Annotated in this window: 21 protein-coding genes; 7 read left to right on the forward strand and 14 right to left on the reverse strand. The window is 72.0% G+C overall.

What is annotated here, in order from left to right:
• Positions 1-253: 253 nt before the first annotated feature.
• Positions 254-1,399: a sensor histidine kinase gene (locus tag FAF44_RS20955; RefSeq protein ID WP_237104910.1), complete on the reverse strand. Its 1,146-nt coding sequence runs from the start codon at positions 1,397-1,399 to the stop codon at positions 254-256.
• 137 nt (positions 1,400-1,536) lie between these two features.
• Between FAF44_RS20955 and FAF44_RS20960 the strand changes: the two genes are divergently transcribed.
• Both FAF44_RS20960 and FAF44_RS20965 read left to right on the forward strand, forming a co-directional pair.
• Positions 1,537-1,731 carry a hypothetical protein gene (locus FAF44_RS20960; RefSeq protein WP_237104911.1) on the forward strand — a complete coding sequence of 65 codons (195 nt, stop codon included), beginning with the start codon at positions 1,537-1,539 and terminating at the stop codon, positions 1,729-1,731.
• A 99-nt stretch (positions 1,732-1,830) separates the two neighbouring features.
• Complete coding sequence (locus tag FAF44_RS20965) at positions 1,831-2,970, forward strand: cystathionine gamma-synthase (protein ID WP_237104912.1); 1,140 nt, start codon at positions 1,831-1,833, stop codon at positions 2,968-2,970.
• Positions 2,971-2,980: 10 nt separating this feature from the next.
• Here FAF44_RS20965 and FAF44_RS20970 read toward each other — a convergent pair whose 3' ends face one another.
• Positions 2,981-3,412, reverse strand: a complete 432-nt coding sequence (locus FAF44_RS20970) for a hypothetical protein (RefSeq protein WP_237104913.1) — start codon at positions 3,410-3,412, stop codon at positions 2,981-2,983.
• 10 nt (positions 3,413-3,422) lie between these two features.
• Positions 3,423-3,554, reverse strand: a complete 132-nt coding sequence (locus FAF44_RS54820) for a hypothetical protein (protein WP_272894802.1) — start codon at positions 3,552-3,554, stop codon at positions 3,423-3,425.
• A gap of 134 nt (positions 3,555-3,688) precedes the next feature.
• Between FAF44_RS54820 and FAF44_RS20975 the strand changes: the two genes are divergently transcribed.
• Positions 3,689-4,105 carry a DUF6292 family protein gene (locus FAF44_RS20975; RefSeq protein ID WP_237104914.1) on the forward strand — a complete coding sequence of 139 codons (417 nt, stop codon included), beginning with the start codon at positions 3,689-3,691 and terminating at the stop codon, positions 4,103-4,105.
• Positions 4,106-4,115: 10 nt separating this feature from the next.
• Here FAF44_RS20975 and FAF44_RS20980 read toward each other — a convergent pair whose 3' ends face one another.
• The gene (locus FAF44_RS20980) at positions 4,116-5,087 is read right to left on the reverse strand and encodes a threonine/serine dehydratase (RefSeq protein WP_237104915.1); all 972 of its coding nucleotides are present in this window, start codon (positions 5,085-5,087) and stop codon (positions 4,116-4,118) included.
• A 79-nt stretch (positions 5,088-5,166) separates the two neighbouring features.
• On the opposite strand from FAF44_RS20980, the gene FAF44_RS20985 reads away from it, so the two are divergent.
• Positions 5,167-5,655 (forward strand): MarR family winged helix-turn-helix transcriptional regulator, encoded by a 489-nt coding sequence (locus FAF44_RS20985; protein WP_237104916.1) that lies wholly within the window; start codon positions 5,167-5,169, stop codon positions 5,653-5,655.
• A gap of 70 nt (positions 5,656-5,725) precedes the next feature.
• Entirely contained in the window at positions 5,726-7,165 is a 1,440-nt protein-coding gene (locus FAF44_RS20990; protein ID WP_237104917.1) for an MFS transporter, read from the forward strand.
• 61 nt (positions 7,166-7,226) lie between these two features.
• On the opposite strand, the gene FAF44_RS20995 is transcribed toward FAF44_RS20990, so the two are convergent.
• From FAF44_RS20995 to FAF44_RS21005, 3 genes are all read right to left on the reverse strand, one after another.
• A complete protein-coding gene (locus FAF44_RS20995) occupies positions 7,227-7,505 on the reverse strand; it encodes a GNAT family N-acetyltransferase (RefSeq protein ID WP_237104918.1) in 279 nt (92 codons plus the stop codon).
• A 45-nt stretch (positions 7,506-7,550) separates the two neighbouring features.
• A complete protein-coding gene (locus FAF44_RS21000; protein ID WP_237104919.1) occupies positions 7,551-7,961 on the reverse strand; it encodes a VOC family protein in 411 nt (136 codons plus the stop codon).
• A gap of 95 nt (positions 7,962-8,056) precedes the next feature.
• Positions 8,057-8,509, reverse strand: coding sequence for a carboxymuconolactone decarboxylase family protein (locus FAF44_RS21005; RefSeq protein ID WP_237104920.1), 453 nt, complete (start codon positions 8,507-8,509; stop codon positions 8,057-8,059).
• A gap of 164 nt (positions 8,510-8,673) precedes the next feature.
• Between FAF44_RS21005 and FAF44_RS21010 the strand changes: the two genes are divergently transcribed.
• A complete protein-coding gene (locus FAF44_RS21010; protein WP_308193350.1) occupies positions 8,674-9,531 on the forward strand; it encodes a sigma-70 family RNA polymerase sigma factor in 858 nt (285 codons plus the stop codon).
• Positions 9,532-9,555: 24 nt separating this feature from the next.
• On the opposite strand, the gene FAF44_RS21015 is transcribed toward FAF44_RS21010, so the two are convergent.
• The 3 genes from FAF44_RS21015 to FAF44_RS21025 all read right to left on the reverse strand — a co-directional run bounded on the left by FAF44_RS21015 (position 9,556) and on the right by FAF44_RS21025 (position 13,746).
• Complete coding sequence (locus tag FAF44_RS21015) at positions 9,556-11,514, reverse strand: VWA domain-containing protein (RefSeq protein ID WP_237104921.1); 1,959 nt, start codon at positions 11,512-11,514, stop codon at positions 9,556-9,558.
• A 29-nt stretch (positions 11,515-11,543) separates the two neighbouring features.
• Positions 11,544-12,290 (reverse strand): hypothetical protein, encoded by a 747-nt coding sequence (locus FAF44_RS21020; protein ID WP_237104922.1) that lies wholly within the window; start codon positions 12,288-12,290, stop codon positions 11,544-11,546.
• Between the two features lie 64 nt (positions 12,291-12,354).
• Positions 12,355-13,746, reverse strand: a complete 1,392-nt coding sequence (locus tag FAF44_RS21025; protein ID WP_237104923.1) for a sigma 54-interacting transcriptional regulator — start codon at positions 13,744-13,746, stop codon at positions 12,355-12,357.
• A 171-nt stretch (positions 13,747-13,917) separates the two neighbouring features.
• Between FAF44_RS21025 and FAF44_RS21030 the strand changes: the two genes are divergently transcribed.
• Positions 13,918-15,093 carry an FIST N-terminal domain-containing protein gene (locus FAF44_RS21030; protein WP_237104952.1) on the forward strand — a complete coding sequence of 392 codons (1,176 nt, stop codon included), beginning with the start codon at positions 13,918-13,920 and terminating at the stop codon, positions 15,091-15,093.
• Between the two features lie 27 nt (positions 15,094-15,120).
• Here the strand turns inward: FAF44_RS21030 and FAF44_RS21035 are convergent, their stop codons facing one another.
• The 4 genes from FAF44_RS21035 to FAF44_RS21050 form a co-directional block, all read right to left on the reverse strand.
• On the reverse strand, positions 15,121-15,786 hold the full coding sequence (locus FAF44_RS21035; RefSeq protein ID WP_237104924.1) for a hypothetical protein: 666 nt from the start codon (positions 15,784-15,786) through the stop codon (positions 15,121-15,123).
• Positions 15,783-16,328: an RNA polymerase sigma factor gene (locus FAF44_RS21040; RefSeq protein WP_237104925.1), complete on the reverse strand. Its 546-nt coding sequence runs from the start codon at positions 16,326-16,328 to the stop codon at positions 15,783-15,785. The genes FAF44_RS21035 and FAF44_RS21040 overlap by 4 nt, the downstream gene beginning before the upstream one ends.
• Positions 16,329-16,401: 73 nt before the next feature.
• Complete coding sequence (locus FAF44_RS21045; RefSeq protein WP_237104926.1) at positions 16,402-17,802, reverse strand: M1 family metallopeptidase; 1,401 nt, start codon at positions 17,800-17,802, stop codon at positions 16,402-16,404.
• A 47-nt stretch (positions 17,803-17,849) separates the two neighbouring features.
• Positions 17,850-18,293: an RDD family protein gene (locus FAF44_RS21050; RefSeq protein WP_237104927.1), complete on the reverse strand. Its 444-nt coding sequence runs from the start codon at positions 18,291-18,293 to the stop codon at positions 17,850-17,852.
• Between the last annotated feature and the right edge of the window lie 2 nt (positions 18,294-18,295).

The raw sequence follows: 18,295 nt of genomic DNA on the forward strand, positions 1-18,295 counted from the left end.
ACCGAACCCCGGCCCCGGCCCCGGTCCCGGCCTCGGCCTCGGCCTCGACCTCGACCTCGACCTCGACCTCGGCCTCGACCTCGACCTCGACCTCGACCTCGACCTCGACCTCGACCTCGACCTCGGCCTCGACCTCGACCTCGACCTCGACCTCGGCCTCGGCCGAGTTCGCCATCGGCCGGGTACCGGTCTCGGGTGGGGCGATGCCCAGGGGAGCGGGTGGGCCGGTGCCGAAGGAGTGGGTGAGTTGAGGTCAGGGGAGGGGGAACTCGGCGATCACTTCCCAGGCGCCCTGGGGGGACGGCCCCGCGTACAGCCGCCCGCCCAGCGCCTCCACCCGCTCAGCCATCCCGACCAGCCCGAACCCGCCGCCGAGCCGCGACACCCGCGGATCTGACCCGGATCCGAAGTTGCGCACCCGCAGCACCACGAGCCGCTGCTCGTGCCGCCGCAGGTCCGCCTCCACCCAGGCCGACCGGGCGGCGTGCTTGCGGATGTTCGTCAGCGCCTCCTGGAGCACCCGGTGCAGGGTGGTCATGACCTCGGGCGGGAGCGTGCGATCGTCGAGGCCGGGCCCGATCTCGAACGCCACCCTGGGCCCGTCGGCGGAGAAGCGTTCGGTCAGCAGCCGCAGGTCGGCCAGCACGACGCCGGGTTTGCGGTCCGCGTCGTCCTCCGTGCGCAGCACCGTGACCATGCGCCGCATCGACGTCAGCGCCTCCGAGCCGGCCGCCGCGATCGCGTCCAGCGCGGGGGCCACCGCCTCCGGCTTGGCCGCGGCGACCGTGCGCGCGGCCTGGGCCTGCACGACGATGCCGGTGATGTGGTGGGCGACCAGGTCGTGCAGTTCCCTGGCCAGTTCGAGGCGTTCCGCCCGTCGTACCGAGTGCACGGCCTCCGACCGGCGTTCCTGCTGGAAGCGCAGGTAGCCGCCCACCCCGGCGGCCGTGGACCAGCCCGCGAACAGCAGGAACGCGAACACCAGCCCCGAGCTCTGGTAGTCGCGCGCGCCGGCCTCGCTCATCAGCACGACCAGTGCCAGGCACGCCAGCAGGGCCGCGTGGCGTACCGGCTCGACGTGCCGCAGCACCCCGATGACCAGGACGAGCAGCGCGCCCGTCTCCGCCATGCCGGGCACGCCGTCGAGGCCGGTGAACGTGAACAGCAGGGAGGCGCCGAACGACAGGCCCAGCATGAGGGTGAATCCGCGCGCCCGGTGCCTGCGCCGCAGCGCCACGGCCACCACCCCGGCGACGCCGACGACGGCCGGGAGCCACTGGAGGCCGCCCACGACGAGGGCGAGCCCGAGGTCGAGCAGCAGGAGTGTGCCCAGCCAGCCGTACATCGCGATCTCGCTCAGCCGGCGTAGCCAGTACACGATGCGCTTCGAATCCCCCACGGCGTTGAGCCTAAGCCGGAAGTCGGACATGTCGTATCAACCATTCGGTCGAGGGCAACCGGCGGAGACCGGCCCTTCAGCGGAGGCGCGGGCCGGGCCGTCGCCCCGATGCTGGGATACGTCGGAAGGGGACGGACATGATTGCCATCGGGTTCGCGCTGCTGGGTGTCGGGCTGGTCGTCGGTGTGTTGCTGGCGCTGGCCGACCCCGTGCTGCTCTCCCGCGTCAACGGGGAGCCGGCGCAGGGCGGCAGCGGGCGGTTCGTCAACGCGGACATCGTGCGGCTGCCGCACCGTCCGGGCGAGGATCGGCCGGAGCCGAAGGCGGCCTGACAGGGGCCCAGGGGACGGGCTCCCGCGGGCGGCCCGCGATCCGGTGGGGGACCCGGATCGCGGGCCTTTCGCGCGAACACGGCCTGTAACGTGACCTGTATGAGCAACGGTTTTGAGACGCTGGCCATCCACGCAGGTCAGGAGCCCGACCCCGTGACCGGCGCGGTCGTGCCCCCGATCTACGCCACGTCCACGTACAAGCAGGACGGCGTGGGCGGCCTGCGTTCCGGATATGAGTACAGCCGCTCGGCCAACCCCACCAGGACGGCGCTGGAGACCGCGCTGGCCGCCGTGGAGGGCGGGGCGCGGGGGCTGGCGTTCGCGTCGGGGCTGGCCGCCGAGGACACCCTGCTGCGCGCGGTCTGCCGGCCGCAGGACCACGTGGTCATCCCGAACGACGCGTACGGCGGCACGTACCGGCTCTTCGCCAAGGTGCACGAGCGCTGGGACCTGCACTACGACCCCGTCCCGCTGCACGACCTCGACGCCGTGGCCGCGGCCATGACGCAGAAGACGAAGGTGGTGTGGGTCGAGACGCCCACCAACCCGCTGCTCGGCGTCGCCGACATCGCCGCGCTGGCGCAACTCGCGCACGAGGCCGGGGCGCTGCTGGTGGTGGACAACACGTTCGCCTCGCCGTACCTGCAGCAGCCGCTCGCCCTGGGGGCCGACGTGGTCGTGCACTCCACCACCAAGTACGTCGGCGGGCACTCCGACGTGGTGGGCGGGGCGCTGGTCGCCGCCGCGGCCGGGCTGGGCGAGGAGCTCGCCTACCACCAGAACGCGATGGGGGCGGTGGCGGGGCCGTTCGACGCGTGGCTGACGCTGCGGGGGCTCAAGACCCTCGGCGTACGCATGGACCGGCACTGCGACAACGCCGAACGTGTCGTGGACCTGCTGCTGGCCCACCCGCGCGTGACGGAGGTGCTCTACCCGGGGCTGCCCGAGCACCCGGGGCACGAGGTGGCCGCCAAGCAGATGCGCAGGTTCGGGGGCATGGTGTCGTTCCGCGTCGCCGGGGGCGAGGCGGAGGCGGTGGCCGTGTGCGAGCGGGCCGGGCTCTTCACGCTGGGGGAGTCGCTCGGCGGGGTCGAGTCGCTCATCGAGCACCCGGGCCGGATGACACACGCCTCGGTGGCGGGGTCGCCCCTGGAGGTCCCCGCCGACCTGGTGCGGCTGTCGGTCGGCATCGAGACCGTCGACGACCTGCTCGCCGACCTCACCCGGGCGCTGGCCTGAGCCGCTCCGCCTAGTCGGGCACGATCATCAGGAAGAGGATCACCAGCCAGATCACGGACACCAGCCCGCTGATGGCGGCGATCCTCCCCTTCTGCACGTTCGCGTCGTCGCCGGCGCTCTCGCTGGAGAGCGCCTGCACGGCGGAGCGCAGGTCGCGGTCGATGATCACCAGCAGCACGGCGGCCACGATGAACAGCGTCATCGACGCCGTCATGTACCACCGGCCCAGCAGGCCGCCGCCGAGCACGATGCCGAGCACCAGCCCGAACACGAACACGCCCAGGCTGGCGAGGCTGTAGATCCTCGTGATGCGCTGCATGACCTGCAGCGCCGGCACGTTCTTGGTGCGGATGGCGCGCGGCGCGGACATCGTGGCGGCGGTCACCGGCCCGATCGTGAAGATCGCGAACCCGATGTGCAGCCAGAGAAGCAGGGACGGCATGGCAGAGAGACTAGTCGCCGGTGATCTCGCTGTGGGCCTCGACACCCTCTTTGCCATCGGCAGAGCAGTGCATGCACAGCTCGGTGGCCGCCACCGCGACGACCATCAGCACGACGAGGAGAACCGCGACGATCATGGTCACCCCCTCCTTCCCCGTCCCGGACGTCAATATCGTCCGTAATGACTAGACGGACGTGCAACGGAATAAGTTCGTCACGGGTATCGTTGCGTTCTGCCGTTTTTGCCTTACCGAAAGGGCACAAGGGGGTGCCGTCCGTGGCCATCAAGCACGTCGAGCCGTACACCGACGAGTGGGTGCAGCAACCGATCAGCTACGTTCAGCAGGTGGTCGACGCGCTGTCCACCGAGGTCGCCGACTGGTGGGAAGGCCCGTGCGATCCCCGGGACGCCACGCTGAGACTCGCCGACGGGGCGGCGCTGGTCTGGGACGAGGAGAGCGGCTGGCGCCTGGGTGCGTTCGTCTCGGGCGGCCGTGGCCGCCACACCGAGCTGTCGGGCATCCGTTACCTGGGGCACGGGCTGCTGCCCCGGCCGGAACGGGTGCCGCCGGCCCTCGACGACGCCAGGGCGGGCGTGGGGGCCAGCTCGGCCTGGCGGCCCTGCTACCGCTCGCACCGCAACTGCCGCGACGGCTTCGACGTCGCCCTCGGCTTCTACTGCGTGCAGGTCTGACCCGCCGTCCTCAGACGGTCGCCGCGCCGACCCAGCGGTGGTAGGCGTCCACGTCGACGTTGCCGCCGCACACGATGGTGACGACGTGCCGTCCGGCGAAGCGGTCACGATCTTCGAGGATCGCCGCGATGCCGAGCGCGGCCGACGGCTCGACGACGAGCCCGGCGTGGTCGAGGAGCAGCCGCATGCCGGTGGTGATCGACGCCTCCTCGACCAGCACGGCGTCGTCGGCGACCTGGAGCAGATCGTCCAGGACGGCCGGGATGGGGCACCGCCCGGCGACGCCGTCGGCGATGGTGTCGGTCGAGTCGGTGGTGACGACCCGCCGCTCCCGCCACGAGAGCGTCATCGCGGGAGCACCCAGCGGCTGCACGCAGATCACCTCGACTCCGGGCGCGAGGGCCTTCAGCACGTGGCCGACGCCGGTGGCCAGCGCCCCGCCGCCGAGCGCGATCAGGACGGCGTCGAACGGCCGCGCGGCCCGCGCCAGCTCCAGGCCGATGGTCGCCGCGCCCTCGCAGGTCTCGATGTCGAGGCTGTCCTCGACCAGCCGGATGCCGTCGTGGCGCGCGATGGCCGCCGCCCGCTCGCGAGCCAGGTCGAAGTCACCGTCCACCAGTTCCAGCCTGGCCCCCAGGGCGCGGATGCGGTCCAGCTTGGCCGCGGGCGCGAAGCGGGAGGCCACGACCGTGACGTCGAGCCCCCGGCGGCGACCGGACCAGGCCAGGGCCTGGCCGAGGTTGCCCGCGCTGGCGCACACCGCGGCGCGCGCGCCGTCGCCGGCGAGCAGGCTCGCGAGCAGTTCGGTGCCGCGCGCCTTGAAGCTGCGGACCGGGTTCGCCGTTTCGAGCTTGACGCTCACCGCGCACCCGAGCACGGGCTCCAGCGCCTCGCAGGGGTACAGCGGAGTGTCGAGGAACATCGGGTCGATCATCTGGCGGGCGGCCCGGATCCGGGCGGTGTCGAGGCGCGTCTCGTGCATGGCACCGGAGCGTAGCGCCACCTGGTCAAGGTTGCCTCGCGGATAATCTGCTCCGGGACGGTTTGGGTAGGCTGCGGACATGACGGCGATGGCTCCCGCGCGTACCGAAGAAGACCTGTCCTTCCTGCTCGACCACACCGGTCACGTGCTGCGCACCCGGATGTCGGCGGCCCTGGGCGAGATCGGGCTGACGGCGCGCATGCACTGCGTGCTGGTGCACGCGCTGGAGGAGGAGCGCACCCAGATCCAGCTCGCCGAGATCGGCGACATGGACAAGACCACGATGGTGGTGACCGTGGACGCGCTGGAGAAGGCCGGGTACGCCGAGCGCCGCCCGTCCAGCACGGACCGGCGGGCGCGGATCATCGCGGTGACCGAGTCGGGCGAGCGGATCGCCAGGCGCAGCCAGGAGATCGTGGACGGCGTGCACCGGGCGGCACTGGAGGCGTTGCCAGGCGACGAGCGCGAGGTGCTGGTGCGCGCCCTGAACCGCCTGGTGAGCGGTCACCTCGCGACCCCGGCCGAGGGCCCCGCGCAGCCCCGCAGGGCACGGGAGCGCACAAAGTAGTTCCGCAACATATCGTCTACAACGGAACTATCTGCTACGGTCTCTCCTGTTCGCCTGAGACAGGAGAGACATGTCGAACGTGCTCAATTCGCGCTGGACCGCCCTGGGCGTGCTGTCCGCGACGGGGCTGATGACGGTTCTGGACGGCAGCATCGTGACCGTGGCCATGCCCGCCATCCAGCGTGACCTGGACTTCTCGCCCGCAGGGCTGAGCTGGATCGTCAACGCCTACCTGATCCCCTTCGGCGGCCTGCTGCTCCTGGCGGGCCGGCTGGGCGACCTCATCGGGCGGCGGACCCTGTTCCTCACCGGGAACGTGGTCTTCACGGCCGCCTCCGTGCTCGCCGGCGCGGCCACCGACTCCGGCCTGCTGATCGCCGCCCGATTCCTGCAGGGCGTGGGCAGCGCGCTGGCCTCCGCCGTGGTGCTGGGCATCCTGGTGACGCTGTTCACCGAGCCGGCCGAACGCGGGAAGGCGATCGCCGTCTTCAGCTTCACCGGGGCCGCCGGCGCGTCCATCGGCCAGGTGCTCGGCGGCGTGCTCACCGACGTGCTGAGCTGGCCGTGGATCTTCTTCATCAACGTGCCCATCGGCCTGATCACCATCGTGCTCGCGCTGCCGGCGCTGCCCGCCGAACGCGGGCTCGGCCTGTCCGCCGGCGCGGACGTCATCGGCGCCCTGCTGGTGACCGGCGGCCTGATGCTGGGCATCTACACAGTCGTCCGGGTCGAGGAGTACGGCTGGCTCGCCGCCCACACCCTCGGCCTCGGCGCGCTCTCACTCGCCCTGCTCGGGGCCTTCGTGGCCCGGCAGGCCACCGCCAGGACCCCGCTCATGCCGTTGCGCCTGCTCCGCTCGCGCAACGTGGCCGGCGCCAACCTGGCCCAGATGCTCAGCCTGTCGGGGATGTTCGCCTTCCAGATCCTGGTGGCGCTCTACATGCAGCGCGTGCTCGGGTACGGCGCGCTGGAGACCGGCCTGGCCATGCTGCCCGCCGCCGTGGGCATCGGGACGACCTCGCTGTTCGTCTCCGCCCGGCTCAACGCCCGCTTCGGGCCCCGGGCCGTCCTGATCGCCGGCTTGGCGCTGCTCGTCACGGCGATGCTTCTGCTCACCCGGGTCTCGGTGGACGCCGGTTACCTCACCCACCTGCTCCCGCCGATGCTGCTGATCTCGGGCGGCGGCCTGATGCTCCCCGCGCTGGCCACGCTGGCCATGTCGGGGGCGCGAGAGGCCGACGCCGGGCTCGCCTCCGGCCTGTTCAACACCACGCAGCAGGTGGGCATGGCGATCGGCGTGGCGGTGCTGTCCACGATGGCCGCCTCGCGCACCGGTGAGCTGCTGACGGCGGGGGCCGGCGAGGCCGCCGCGCTGACCGGCGGGTACCGGCTCGCGTTCGGGATCGCCGCCGGGCTGCTGCTCGCGGCGTTCGTGGTGGCGCTCACCGTGCTGCGCAGGCCGGCCGCCGACCAGGTCGCCCGCGAGGAGACGCCGGCGGTCGCCGGCTGACCGGGGCCCGCCCGGCCGGGCGCGCGCGGGTGCCCTCGGGCCCGGCGTGCGTTCTCGGCCGTCAGCGCAGCACCAGCAGGAGGTGCTCGTCGTCGCCGTGCCGGACCGTGCCGGACTGCTCGAACCCGTGCTTCTCCAGCAGCCGCACCGACGCGGTGTTGCCGTGGAAGGGGTCGGCGTACAGGGGCCGGACGGGTTCCTCGCCGAGGAATAACGTCATCGCCCAGGTGCCGACGCCCCGGCCCCAGAACGCCCGCCCGAACCAGTAGCCGACGAACCGGCGCAGGAACACCTCCAGATCGGCTTCCGTCACGGCTCTCAGCAGCACGACCTCGCCCATGCCGGGAGTCTGGCACCCGGGACCGACAGTTTCCCCGCCCGCCTCTCAGCGCAGCTCGTTGACGCGGATCAGGTTCCCCGAGGGGTCGCGGAAGGCGCAGTCGCGTCTGCCGTACGGCTGCTCGATCGGCTCCTGGACGACCTCTGCGCCCCCGGCCTGCACCCGGTCGAAGGTGCCGTCGAGGTCGGCGGTGGCCAGGTTGACGACGCCGTAGGTGCCCTTGTCCATCATCTCGGCGATGGTGCGGCGCTCGTCGTCGGTGAGGTCGGGGTTCGCGGCCGGGGGATGCAGGACGATGGACGTACCGGGCTGGCCCTCGGGACCGACCGTGATCCAGCGCAGCTCGCCGAACGAGACGTCGTTGCGGACCTCGAAGCCCAGGATGTCGCGGTAGAAGGCCAGGGAGGCGGCGGCGTCGTTGTGCGGGAGGAAGGTCTCGTGGATGGTGATGTCCATGGCGACGACGCTATGCGCGCCCCGCTGATCAGCGCTTCTCGATTCCTGACCACCTGATCGGACGGCGGCCCGCGGGTGGCGGGCCGCCGCGCCCGTCAGCCCCACCTGGTCCCGGCGGGGACGCGGAAGGTGGTGTTGACGCGGTTGAAGAGATTCGTCAGCCCGACCATCAGCACCAGGGCCCCGAGCTGCCGCTCGTCATAGTGCTTGGCGGCCTCGGCGTAGATCTCGTCGGTCACCGCGCCGGGCCGGTCCGAGAGCCGGGTGGCGGCCTCGGTGAGCGCGAGCGCGGCCCGCTCGGCGTCGTCGAAGATCGGGTTCTCGTACCAGGCGGCCAGGTTGAGCAGCTTCTCCGCGCTCACCCCGGACTTGGCGGCGCCGGAGACGCCGGCGTCCACGCAGGCGCTGCAGCCGTTGATCTGGCTGGCGCGCAGGTGCACCAGCTCCAGCGTCTGCGGGGGCACGCCTCCCGCGTACACCGCCTTGTAGAGCTGCTGAACGCCGCCCGTGATGTCGGGCTGGGACGAGGCGTCCTTGATACGTGTCATCTTCTGCTCCCCGGAGGGTCGTCGGATCGGTTGACGCCGCTACGACGTGCCGCGGCCCGGAAAGGTAACGTCGGCGCGCGCGTTACCTTCCGGGCACGCCGTACGTCGTAGCGGCGAGGCCCCGCCACGCGCGTGGCGGACGGCCCGGGAAGCCGAGGAGGATCGTGATCGACGAGAACGAGCTCGCCGCCGAGTTCGAGGAGCACCGCCCCTACCTGCACGCGATGGCGTTCCGGCTGCTCGGCTCGCACGCGGACGCGGACGACGCCGTGCAGGAGGCGTGGCTGCGGCTGACACGCGCGGGCGGCGACGGGATCGAGGAACTGCGTGGCTGGCTCACCACGGTGACGGTCCGGATCTGCCTGGACGTCCTGCGCAAGCACGGGGTACGGCGGGAGCAGCCGCTCGAACTCGAGGTCGGCCTGCTCCCGGGGGACCCGCTCGGGTCCGACCCCGAGCAGGAGGTCCTGCTCGCCGAGTCCGTCGCCCTGGCCCTGTACGTCGTCATGGACGTCCTGACCCCGGCCGAGCGGGTGGCGTTCGTGCTCCACGACGTGTTCGAGGTCCCGTTCGACGGGGTCGCGGCCATCCTCGGCCGCAGCACCGCGGCCACCAAGATGCTCGCCAGCCGCGCCCGGGGCCGGCTGCGGACCGGCGTGGCCGCCGCCGACGCCGCCGGACGCGAGGTCGTGGAGGCGTTCTTCGAGGCGGTCGGCAGGGGAGACGTCGCCGGGCTGCTGACCGTGCTCGCCCCCGACGTCGAGCTGAGCGGGCACGCCCCGGGAGGGGCGTTCACCGTGCGCGGGGCCAGGGAGGTCGCGACCCAGGCGACGATGTTCCGCAACCCGCGCGCGCGGCTGCACCCGGCGCTCGTGGACGGTGTCCCCGGGGCGCTCATCACCTTCGGCGGGCGGCCGGTCACGGTCGTGGCCTTCACGATCACCGACGGCGTCGTCACGGCGATCCGGGCCATGACCGACCCCGAGCGGCTGGGCCGGATCGTGCCGGCGTGGGTGGACTGAGCCCGCCCACACCGGCGGGGCGGGTCAGCGGGCCCGGCGCAGGCGCAGGAAGTCGTTGACGACGTACTCGCCGAGCCGTTCCGCGCTCGGTGAGAAGACCCGCCCGCCGTTCCTGCGGGCCACCTCGTCCACGAACTCCTTGAGCCGGTCGTCGGCCGCCAGCATGAACACGTTGAGCGTGGCCCGCCGCCGGGTCATCTTGTCCACCTCGGCCAGCGTCAGCTCCAGCGTCTCGTGCGAGGGCGGCCACTCGAACGCCGAGCGGCCGTTGCGCATGAGGTGCGCCGTGGGCTCGCCGTCGGTGACGACCAGCACCACCGGCTCGAAGTCGGGGTGGCGGTCGAGGTGGCGGCCGGCGATGAGCAGGGCGTGGTGCAGGTTCGTGCCCTGGACCATGTCCCAGTCGAGGCCCGCCAGCTCGTCGGGCTGCAGCACCCTGGCGTAGTTGGAGAAGCCGATGATCTGCACGGCGTCCTGCGGGAACTTGGAGGCCACCAGCGCCTGCAGGGCCAGCGCCGTCTGCTTGGCGGCGGCCCACGTGCCGCGCAGCGCCATCGAGTACGACAGGTCCACCAGCAGGCAGACGGCCGCGGCGCTGCGGCGCTCGGTCTCGGACACCTCGAAGTCGTCCACCGACAGCCGCACGCCGACGTGGTCGCCGAGCATGACGCCGCCGCTGCGCACGCCGTTGACCAGCGTGCGCACGACGTCGATCGGCTGCTCGTCGCCGAACCGCCACGGTCGCGTCGAGCCGGTCAGCTCGCCGGCCGAGCCCGCGTCGTGCTGGTCGTGGTCGCCGCGCCGGCCCGCGTCGAGCGAGGAGAAGACCCGGCGCAGCGCGGTCTCGCCGAGGCGGCGCACGGCCTTCGGGGTGAGCTCCAGCTTGCCGCGGCGGCGCAGCAGGTAGCCCTGCTCCTCCAGCTCCCGCTCGATGCGCTTGAGCGCCTCCAGGTCGTCGACGGCGGAGCGGCCGAGCGCGCGGCGTACGGCGGCCTCGTCGATGTCGTCGAGCCGCGCGCCCGGGTAGTCCTGGCGCAGGGCGGTCTCGAGCTGGCTGAGGTCGGCCAGCTCCTCCAGCGCGGTCACGGCGTCGCCCATGCCCAGGGGCTCCTCGCCGGTGAGCCGCTCGGGGGCGTTCCAGGCCAGGTCGGGGCGGCGGGCGTAGAGGGCCTCGCCGAGGCGGCGCATCTGGTCGGACAGGCCCGCCTGGTCGAGGGTCTGGTTGATGAGGTTGCTGAGCTCCTCGCGCTGGCGCGGGGTCATCGAGGCCAGCATGCGCTGCGTGGCGGCGGCGCGGCGGGCCAGGATGTCGACGAGCTCGTCGAGGTTGCGGGGCTTCTCGGGGAACAGGTCGCCGTATTTCCCCATGAAGGCGTCGAAGTCTTCCTGGGTGTGCTCGCCCCGGGAATCCTTGTCGAGCAGGTCGTTCAGGTCCGACATCATCTGGCGGACGCGTTCCATCGCCTGCGGATCGGGGTTGGCCAGCGCGTCGCGAAGGCCCTTGAACTGGCTGTCCAGCACCTCCCTGCGCAGCAGGTCGCGCAGCTCCTCGAAGGTCTGGCGGGCCGCCGCCGAGCGCCATCCGTACGAGTTCAGCTCCTGGATGGCGCTGGCGGTGTCCTCGGGCAGCGCGTCGAGCCCGGCCTCCCGCAGCCGCGCGTCGTCGGACGGGTCGGGGAACAGCTCGGCCCGCTCCTGCCCGATCGCCTTGTCGAGCAGCGCGCGGGCCCGCTCCAGCGTGCCGTCCAGGCGCCCCCGCTCACGCAGGTCGCGGCGGCGCCTGCGGACCTCCCTGAGCATGTCGTCGAGCCCGCGACGGTCCTGGGCGCCGGGCAGGCCGCGCTTGAGCAGATCGCGCAGGGCGTGGACCGGTGTCGAGCCCGACAGGATGGCGTCGCCCATCTCGTCGAGCGCGGCACGTACGTCGTAAGGAGGGGCCAGGGGATCGGGGCCGTCGTGGAACTCGCCATAGCGAAAGGCCATCACGAACCCACGCTACCCCCAATGCCGAGTCAGGCGTCGCCGTAGACTTCCCACACCTCGTTGAGCGCGCCCACGCCCGGCGTGAGGTCCACCTTCACCAGCACCGGGTGCCGGGCGGCCTTGAGCGCCTTCGTCAGGTCGGTCCACCCGCACTGCTTCCTGCCCAGGCCGTTCCTGTCGGCGTTGACCGGCCGGCCCGCCAGCCAGCCGTCGCCGCACCCCGCGGTGGTCCGGTAGAAGGCCGTCGTGTACGTGTAACCGAGCTTGATCTTCGTACTGCCGCTCTGGAACAGCACGGTCGTGTCGTTGACCCGCTTGATCGTGCCGCGGGCCGTGCGCGGGCTGCCCCAGTCGCCGACCAGGATCTCGTTGATCCGGGTGGCCTCGCCGTGCCGGTACTCGGCGCGCACCGGCACGGGGCCGCGGGCCAGGGTGTCGGTCAGGTCGGCGGGCTCGCACGTCGTACGGCCCAGGCCGTTGGCGTCCACCGCGACCCGGCCCTCGGTCTCCTTCAGGTCGCAGGCCGTGGTGACCCGCCGGTACGCGGCCCCGGCGTAACCGAGCCGCAGCTCCTTGGCCTTGGCCCGGGCCTTGAGGGTGAAGCTCTGGCGGGTCGCCCGGGTGGCGGACTTCGGCACGATCCGCAGGTGGCCCTGGCCGTCGGCCCAGGCGAAGCCGTACACGGCGGTCGCGGCGTCGGCGGGCCCGCCGAACGGCGCCGCGAGCGCGCCCAGGGCGAGAGCGGCGGCGGTGGCAGAAGGAACAAGCAGACGCATGAGCGGCCTCCCCCGAACAAAGTGATTCAGACAACCACTTTGACGCGGGAGAGTGCCGCCCAGTTCACGTGCGATAAACGGCGACTCCGTCAAGGTCTTCCTTCGACAGCCGCCGCATGAGGTAAAGCCCTTCGAGCGCGAACTCCAGGGCCGCCGCCGCGTGCCCCGGCGACTCCTCGCCCGCCCCCATGCCCAGCCGCGACATGACCTTGGCCAGCCCGTCCACCGGGCCGATGCGGTGCAGCAGCTCGCCGGCCGGCACCAGCTCGCCGGACTCCACCTGGTTGCCCTCGGCGAACTTGTCGGTGAGGGCCGACAGGTCCATGCCGCCCAGGCGGCCCCGGAACGTCTCGGCCGTCGCCCGGCGCAGCAGATGGGCCAGGATCTCGGTCTCCCTGCCCTCCTCGCTGACCTCGAACTCCACCTTGCCCCGCAGGCTGTGCACCACACAGGCCAGATCGACCACCCGCGTCACGGGCCGGTCCTCGCCGGTGATCGCCGCCCGGCGGGTCGCGGAGGCCGCCGAGGTCTCGGCCGCGGCGATGGCGAACCGGGCCGACACGCCGGAACGGGCGTCCACGGCGGTCGACTCGCGCACCAGGCGGGTGAAGCGGGCGATCACCTCGACCAGGTGCTCGGGGACGTCGGCCCCGATGTCCGGCACGGACTCCTGGCGGATGAGGGTGAGCTCGTGCTCGACGGTCAGCGGGTAGTGGGTGCGGATCTCGGCGCCGAACCGGTCCTTGAGCGGCGTGATGATCCGGCCCCGGTTGGTGTAGTCCTCGGGGTTGGCGCTGGCGATGAGCAGGATGTCGAGCGGCAGTCGCAGGTTGTAGCCGCGCACCTGGACGTCGCGCTCCTCCAGCACGTTGAGCAGCGACACCTGGATGCGTTCGGCCAGGTCGGGCAGCTCGTTGACGGAGAAGACGCCCCGGTTGGTACGCGGCACCAGGCCGTAGTGGACCGTCTCGGGGTCGCCCAGCGTGCGCCCTTCGGCGATCTTGATGGGGTCGACGTCGCCGATCAGGTCGCCCACGGAGGTGTCGGGGGTGGCGAGCTTCTCGCCGTAGCGCTCGTCGCGGTGCTTCCACGCGACGGGCAGCTCGTCACCCAGCTCGCGCGCCAGTTTCTGGCAGCGCGTGCAGGCCGGCGCGTACGGATGGTCGTTGATCTCGCAGCCCTCGACCACCGGCGTCCACTCGTCGAGCAGCCCGGTGATGGTGCGGATGAGCCGGGTCTTGCCCTGTCCGCGCTCGCCGAGCAGGACGAGGTCGTGTCCGGCGAGCAGGGCGCGCTCGAGATGCGGCAGAACGGTGTCGTCGAAGCCCACGATGCCGGGGAATCGCGGCTCGCCCGCCCGCAGCCTGGCGAGCAGGTTCTCCCGGACCTCGGCCTTGACGGTGCGATGAACGTGGCCGCTCTCTCGCAACTCGCGGAGAATACGTGGCTGATGCACGGGAACGAGACTACGTCCCCTGCGGGGAATGTGGCAGGGACTTTCACATCTGGCGGAGATTTCGGATCTTGACTATTGCGTGACGGTTCGTGGGCGTGCTTGTCCCTTTAGTGGGGAGAATCGGGCCTAGGGAACTTGGACAAGTCGAGGGAGGCGAGATCCGTGGCCTTGATGACGAGCCGCTTCGCCGACGGGCTCGCCGTGGGTTCCGACCTGGTGGAGGCCGCGGCGAACGCCGTCGGCCAGGCACTGTCGAGGCTCAGCGGCCGGGCCGACCTGGTCTGCTTCTTCATCTGCGGCGACGACCCCGATGACGTCTCGCGCGCCGGGGAGGCCGCGATGAAGCTGGCGCCCGAGGCGCACGTGATCGGGTGCAGCGCCACGGGGGTGATCGGCGACGGCCAGGGGGTCGAGCTCACGCCTGCCGTGAGCGCGTGGGCGGCGACCCTGGACGGGGCCAGGCTGACCACGTTCGCGCTGGAGACGCTGACCGCCGAGGACCGGTTCGTGGTCGTCGGGCTGCCGGAGCGCGGCGGCGACGACCACGTGGCGATCCTGCTGGCCGATCCGTACAGCTTCCCGACCGACGCCTTCGTGGAACGTTCTGTGGACGTGCTGGGCGACCTCCCGCTGATCGGCGGCCTGGCCAACGGTCTCCAGGGACGCGGCTCGGTACGGCTGTTCGCCGACGGCGAGATCTACACCGAGGGCGCGATCGGCGTGCTGCTCAGCGGCCCGATCAAGGTCAGCACCGTGGTGAGCCAGGGCTGCCGGCCGATCGGCCCGAGCATGGTGGTCACCGCGTCGGAGGAGAACCTGCTGCTGGAACTGGCCGGCCAGCCGGCGCTGGCCCGCCTGGAGGACATCGTCAGCGAACTGGACGAGGACGACCGCGAACTGGTCGCCTCCGGGCTGCAGATCGGCCTGGCCATGGACGAGTACGCCGAACGCCACGAACGCGGCGACTTCCTCATCCGGGGGGTGATCGGCATCGACCCCGACCGGGAGGCCGTGGCCATCGGCGACATCGTGGAGGTCGGCAGGACCGTGCGCTTCCAGGTGCGCGACGCCGCCACCGCCGACGAGGACCTGTACGACCTGCTCGACGCCCACCGCGAGGAACTCGGCAAGGTGGACGGCGCGCTGCTGTTCTCCTGCAACGGGCGGGGGTCGGCCATGTTCGGCACGGCCGACCACGACCCGGTCGCGCTGCGCGACACGCTGGGCCCCATCGGCGTGGCGGGCTTCTTCGCGGCCGGGGAGGTGGGGCCGGTGGCGGGGCACAACCACGTGCACGGGTTCACGGCGTCCGTCCTGGTGTTCTCCAGCACCGCGGCAGGGGCGTGAACCCGCGCGTGTGACGTGCCCGGGGCGTCAGCCGGTGCGGCTGGTCAGGCTCGGGCCCTGTTCCGTGCCCGAGTCGTCGCCGGGCCCTGTGCTGTCCTTGCGGGAGGTGCCGCCGGGCGGCGGAGTGGGCAGCGGGGTCGGCTCGCACTCCGAGACCGCCCCCGTGACGATCTCCAGCGCGGTCGCGAACGGCGGCCGGTCGTCGCCGTCGCGGCTCTTGGAGACGGCCAGCACCAGCGTGGAGCCCTCGGGCACCTGGCCCTTCCCGATCGTGAAGGAGATCCCGTCCCCCTCCCGCCCGACGCCCGCCGTGAACTTCCCGGAGCCGGCCCCGTGCGAGCCGCGCGGCTGCGCGCAGGTCTGCCCCTGCGGCAGGTAGTCGACCACGGCCCTGATGCCCGCGGCGGCCAGCTCCGCCTCCAGCCCCTCGGGGTCGGTGAACGCGTGGATCCGCACGCTCACCTCGCCGTCGGAGCCCGTGCTCACGGCGTACGCCGGGCTGCCGGCGACGCCGGTCGCCACCACCACCGCCACGGTGGCCGCCGCGACCCCCGCCAGCGCGGCCGACAGCCCCGCCAGGCGCCGCCGCCGGAAACCGGTCCTGGCCGGGGCCGGTGTCGTCGTGCCGTCAGCCGTCCTCGTCGCGATGTCCTCCTTGAGCGCGGCGAGAAGGCGGTCTTCGAAGTCGTTCATGCCTGTCCTTCCAGATACGCGGCCATGGGCGAAGTGAGGCTCCCGAGCGCCCGCCGGGCCCGGTGCAGCCGCACGCGGGCGGTCACCGGCCTGATGCCCAGGGCCCCGGCGGCCTCGGTGACGGTGAGCTGGTCGATCACCACGAGTTCCAGCACCGCGCGCTCGCCGTCCGGCAGGCCGTCCATGGCCGCCAGCGCGCCGCGCGTACGGCGTTCGGCGTCGATCCGCTCCTCCATGCGAGCGAGGTCGTCGTCGTCCATCAGCCGGCGGCCGGCCAGGCGGCCGGTCGCCCGTGTCTCGCGTGCGGCCCTGCGGTACTGGGCCGAGACCACGTTGCGCGCGATGCCGTACAGCCAGGCGGTCTCGCTGCCCCGCCCCGCCACGTACGTGTCCGCGGAGTCCAGCACCGCCAGGAAGATGTCCGCCGTCAGGTCCGCGGCCAGGTGGGGATCGCTCACCCGCCGGGCCACGAACCGCAGCACGCCGTCGACATGACGGCGGTAGAAGCCCTCGAAGGCCGAGGGGTCTTCGTTGAGGCGCACCGGCCTCGCTCCCTTCGTCGTTCGCCCTTACACCTCTACTTGGATCGGGCGACGGGGAGCGTTTCCGGCCAGGTCAGGCCGGTCGGCGAGGCTGGAAGAGCCAGGCGTCGAAGAGCGGGCCGAGATCTTTGCCGGACAGCCGTTCGGCCAGCGCGACGAACTCCTCCGTCGTCACGTGACCGTAGCGGTGCTCGGCGGTCCATGCTTTGAGCAGGGCGAAGAACGTGTGGTCGCCGACCGCGCGGCGCAGGGCGTGCAGGGTCATGCCGCCGCGGGTGTAGACGGACTGGTTGAACAGGTCGTCGGGCTGGGCCCGGCCGGGTGGGTAGGCCCACATCGGGTCGGACTCGGGGCGCTGGTGCAGCGCCGTGAACGTGGCCTCCGCGGTCTGCTTGCCCTTGTGCTCGGCCCACAGCCACTCCGCGTACGTGGCGAAGCCCTCGTTGAGCCAGAGGTCCTTCCAGCGCCGGATGGTCAGGCTGTTGCCGAACCACTGGTGCGCCAGCTCGTGGGCGACGATCATCTCGTCGGGCGCGAAGCCGCCGTACAGCGGCTTGGTCTGGTTCTCCAGCGCGTAGCCCGCCGAGTAGTCGTCGACCACGCCGCCGGTGGAGGAGAACGGGTAGGGGCCGAACACCTCGGACCAGTAGTCGGTGATCTCGCCGGAGACGGTGTAGAGCGAGTCGAGAGAGTCGCGGAACTTGGGGTCGGTGGCGGCCAGGTTGGGGATGCCGCCCGGGGTGTCGCCCCGGCGCACGTCGAACCTGCCCAGTGTGGCCGTGGCCAGGTAGGTCGCCATCGGGTGGCGCTCGCGCCAGCGGTAGGTGGTCTTGCCCCCCGAGGTGGTGGGCGGCTCGTCCATCTCGCCGTTGGCCAGGGCGGTGACGCCGGCCGGCACGGTGATCGTGAAGTCGAAGGTGGCCTTGTCGGCCGGATGGTCGTTGCTGGGGAACCAGGTCTTGGAGCCGTTGGGCTCGGAGGCCACGAAGGCGCCGTCGGAGGTGGGGATGAACCCGTACGTGCCCAGGTTGGCATTGTCCTTGGCCGGTTTGGGCTGGCCCGTGTAGGTGACCTTGACCTTGAAGGGGTCGCCGGCGGAGATCGCCCGGCCGGGCCGCACGGTGAGCTCGTCGCCCGCCCTGGTGAACGTGGCGGGCGCGCCGTCGACGGTGATCCCGCGCACGTGCAGCCCGGTCAGGTCGAGGTTGAAGGCGGACAGCTCCTGGGTGGCGGCGGCGCTGATGGTGGCCACGCCGTCCAGCCGCTTGGTGGTGGGGGTGTAGTCGACGACGAGGTCGTAGTGCGAGACGTCGTAGCCGCCGTTGCCGTCGCTCGGGAAGTCGGGGTCGCCGATGCCGGGCGCGCCCGCGCGCCGGTCGGCCGCGGCGGGCGGGGTCGGCGCGTCGGCGGGGGAACAGGCCAGTACGGTGACGAGTGTCGCGAGCATGGCCACCCCGCGCCTCTTGGAACGCATAGGCGTGCGAGCCCCCCTTCGGTCCGTGACCTGAATATTACGCTGAGTCAGGCGTTCACCACGACCGTGCGCGCGGCTTTGTCGTGCAGGGCCTGCTTGCGGGGGTCGAACAGGATCCAGCTCAGGTCGATCAGGAGACCGACGCAGCAGAGCCATTCGAGCACGCTGGCCACGGCCTGCCGGACGGCCGTCTGCCCGACGCCCAGCTTCCCGCCGTACTCGGACACGACACGGATGCCGAAGAGCTTCTTGCCCAGAGTCTGGCCGTTCCAGAAGGCGTGCAGCAGCCAGAAGTACAGGAAGGCGATGAGTCCGGCCACGAAGGTGTGCTCGACCGGGTAGCGTTCCCAGCCGCCGCGGGCCTCGTTCCAGGCGTACTCCCAGCTCGTCCAGCTGAAAGGTGCGGCGGCGATGTTGACGATGAGCCAGTCGAGGAGGCCGGCGAACAGCCGTCGCCAGCGTCCCGCCAGCCCTGGTGGCGGCAATCCCATGA

Source organism: Nonomuraea sp. MG754425, assembly GCF_021699195.1.
Taxonomy (GTDB): domain Bacteria; phylum Actinomycetota; class Actinomycetes; order Streptosporangiales; family Streptosporangiaceae; genus Nonomuraea.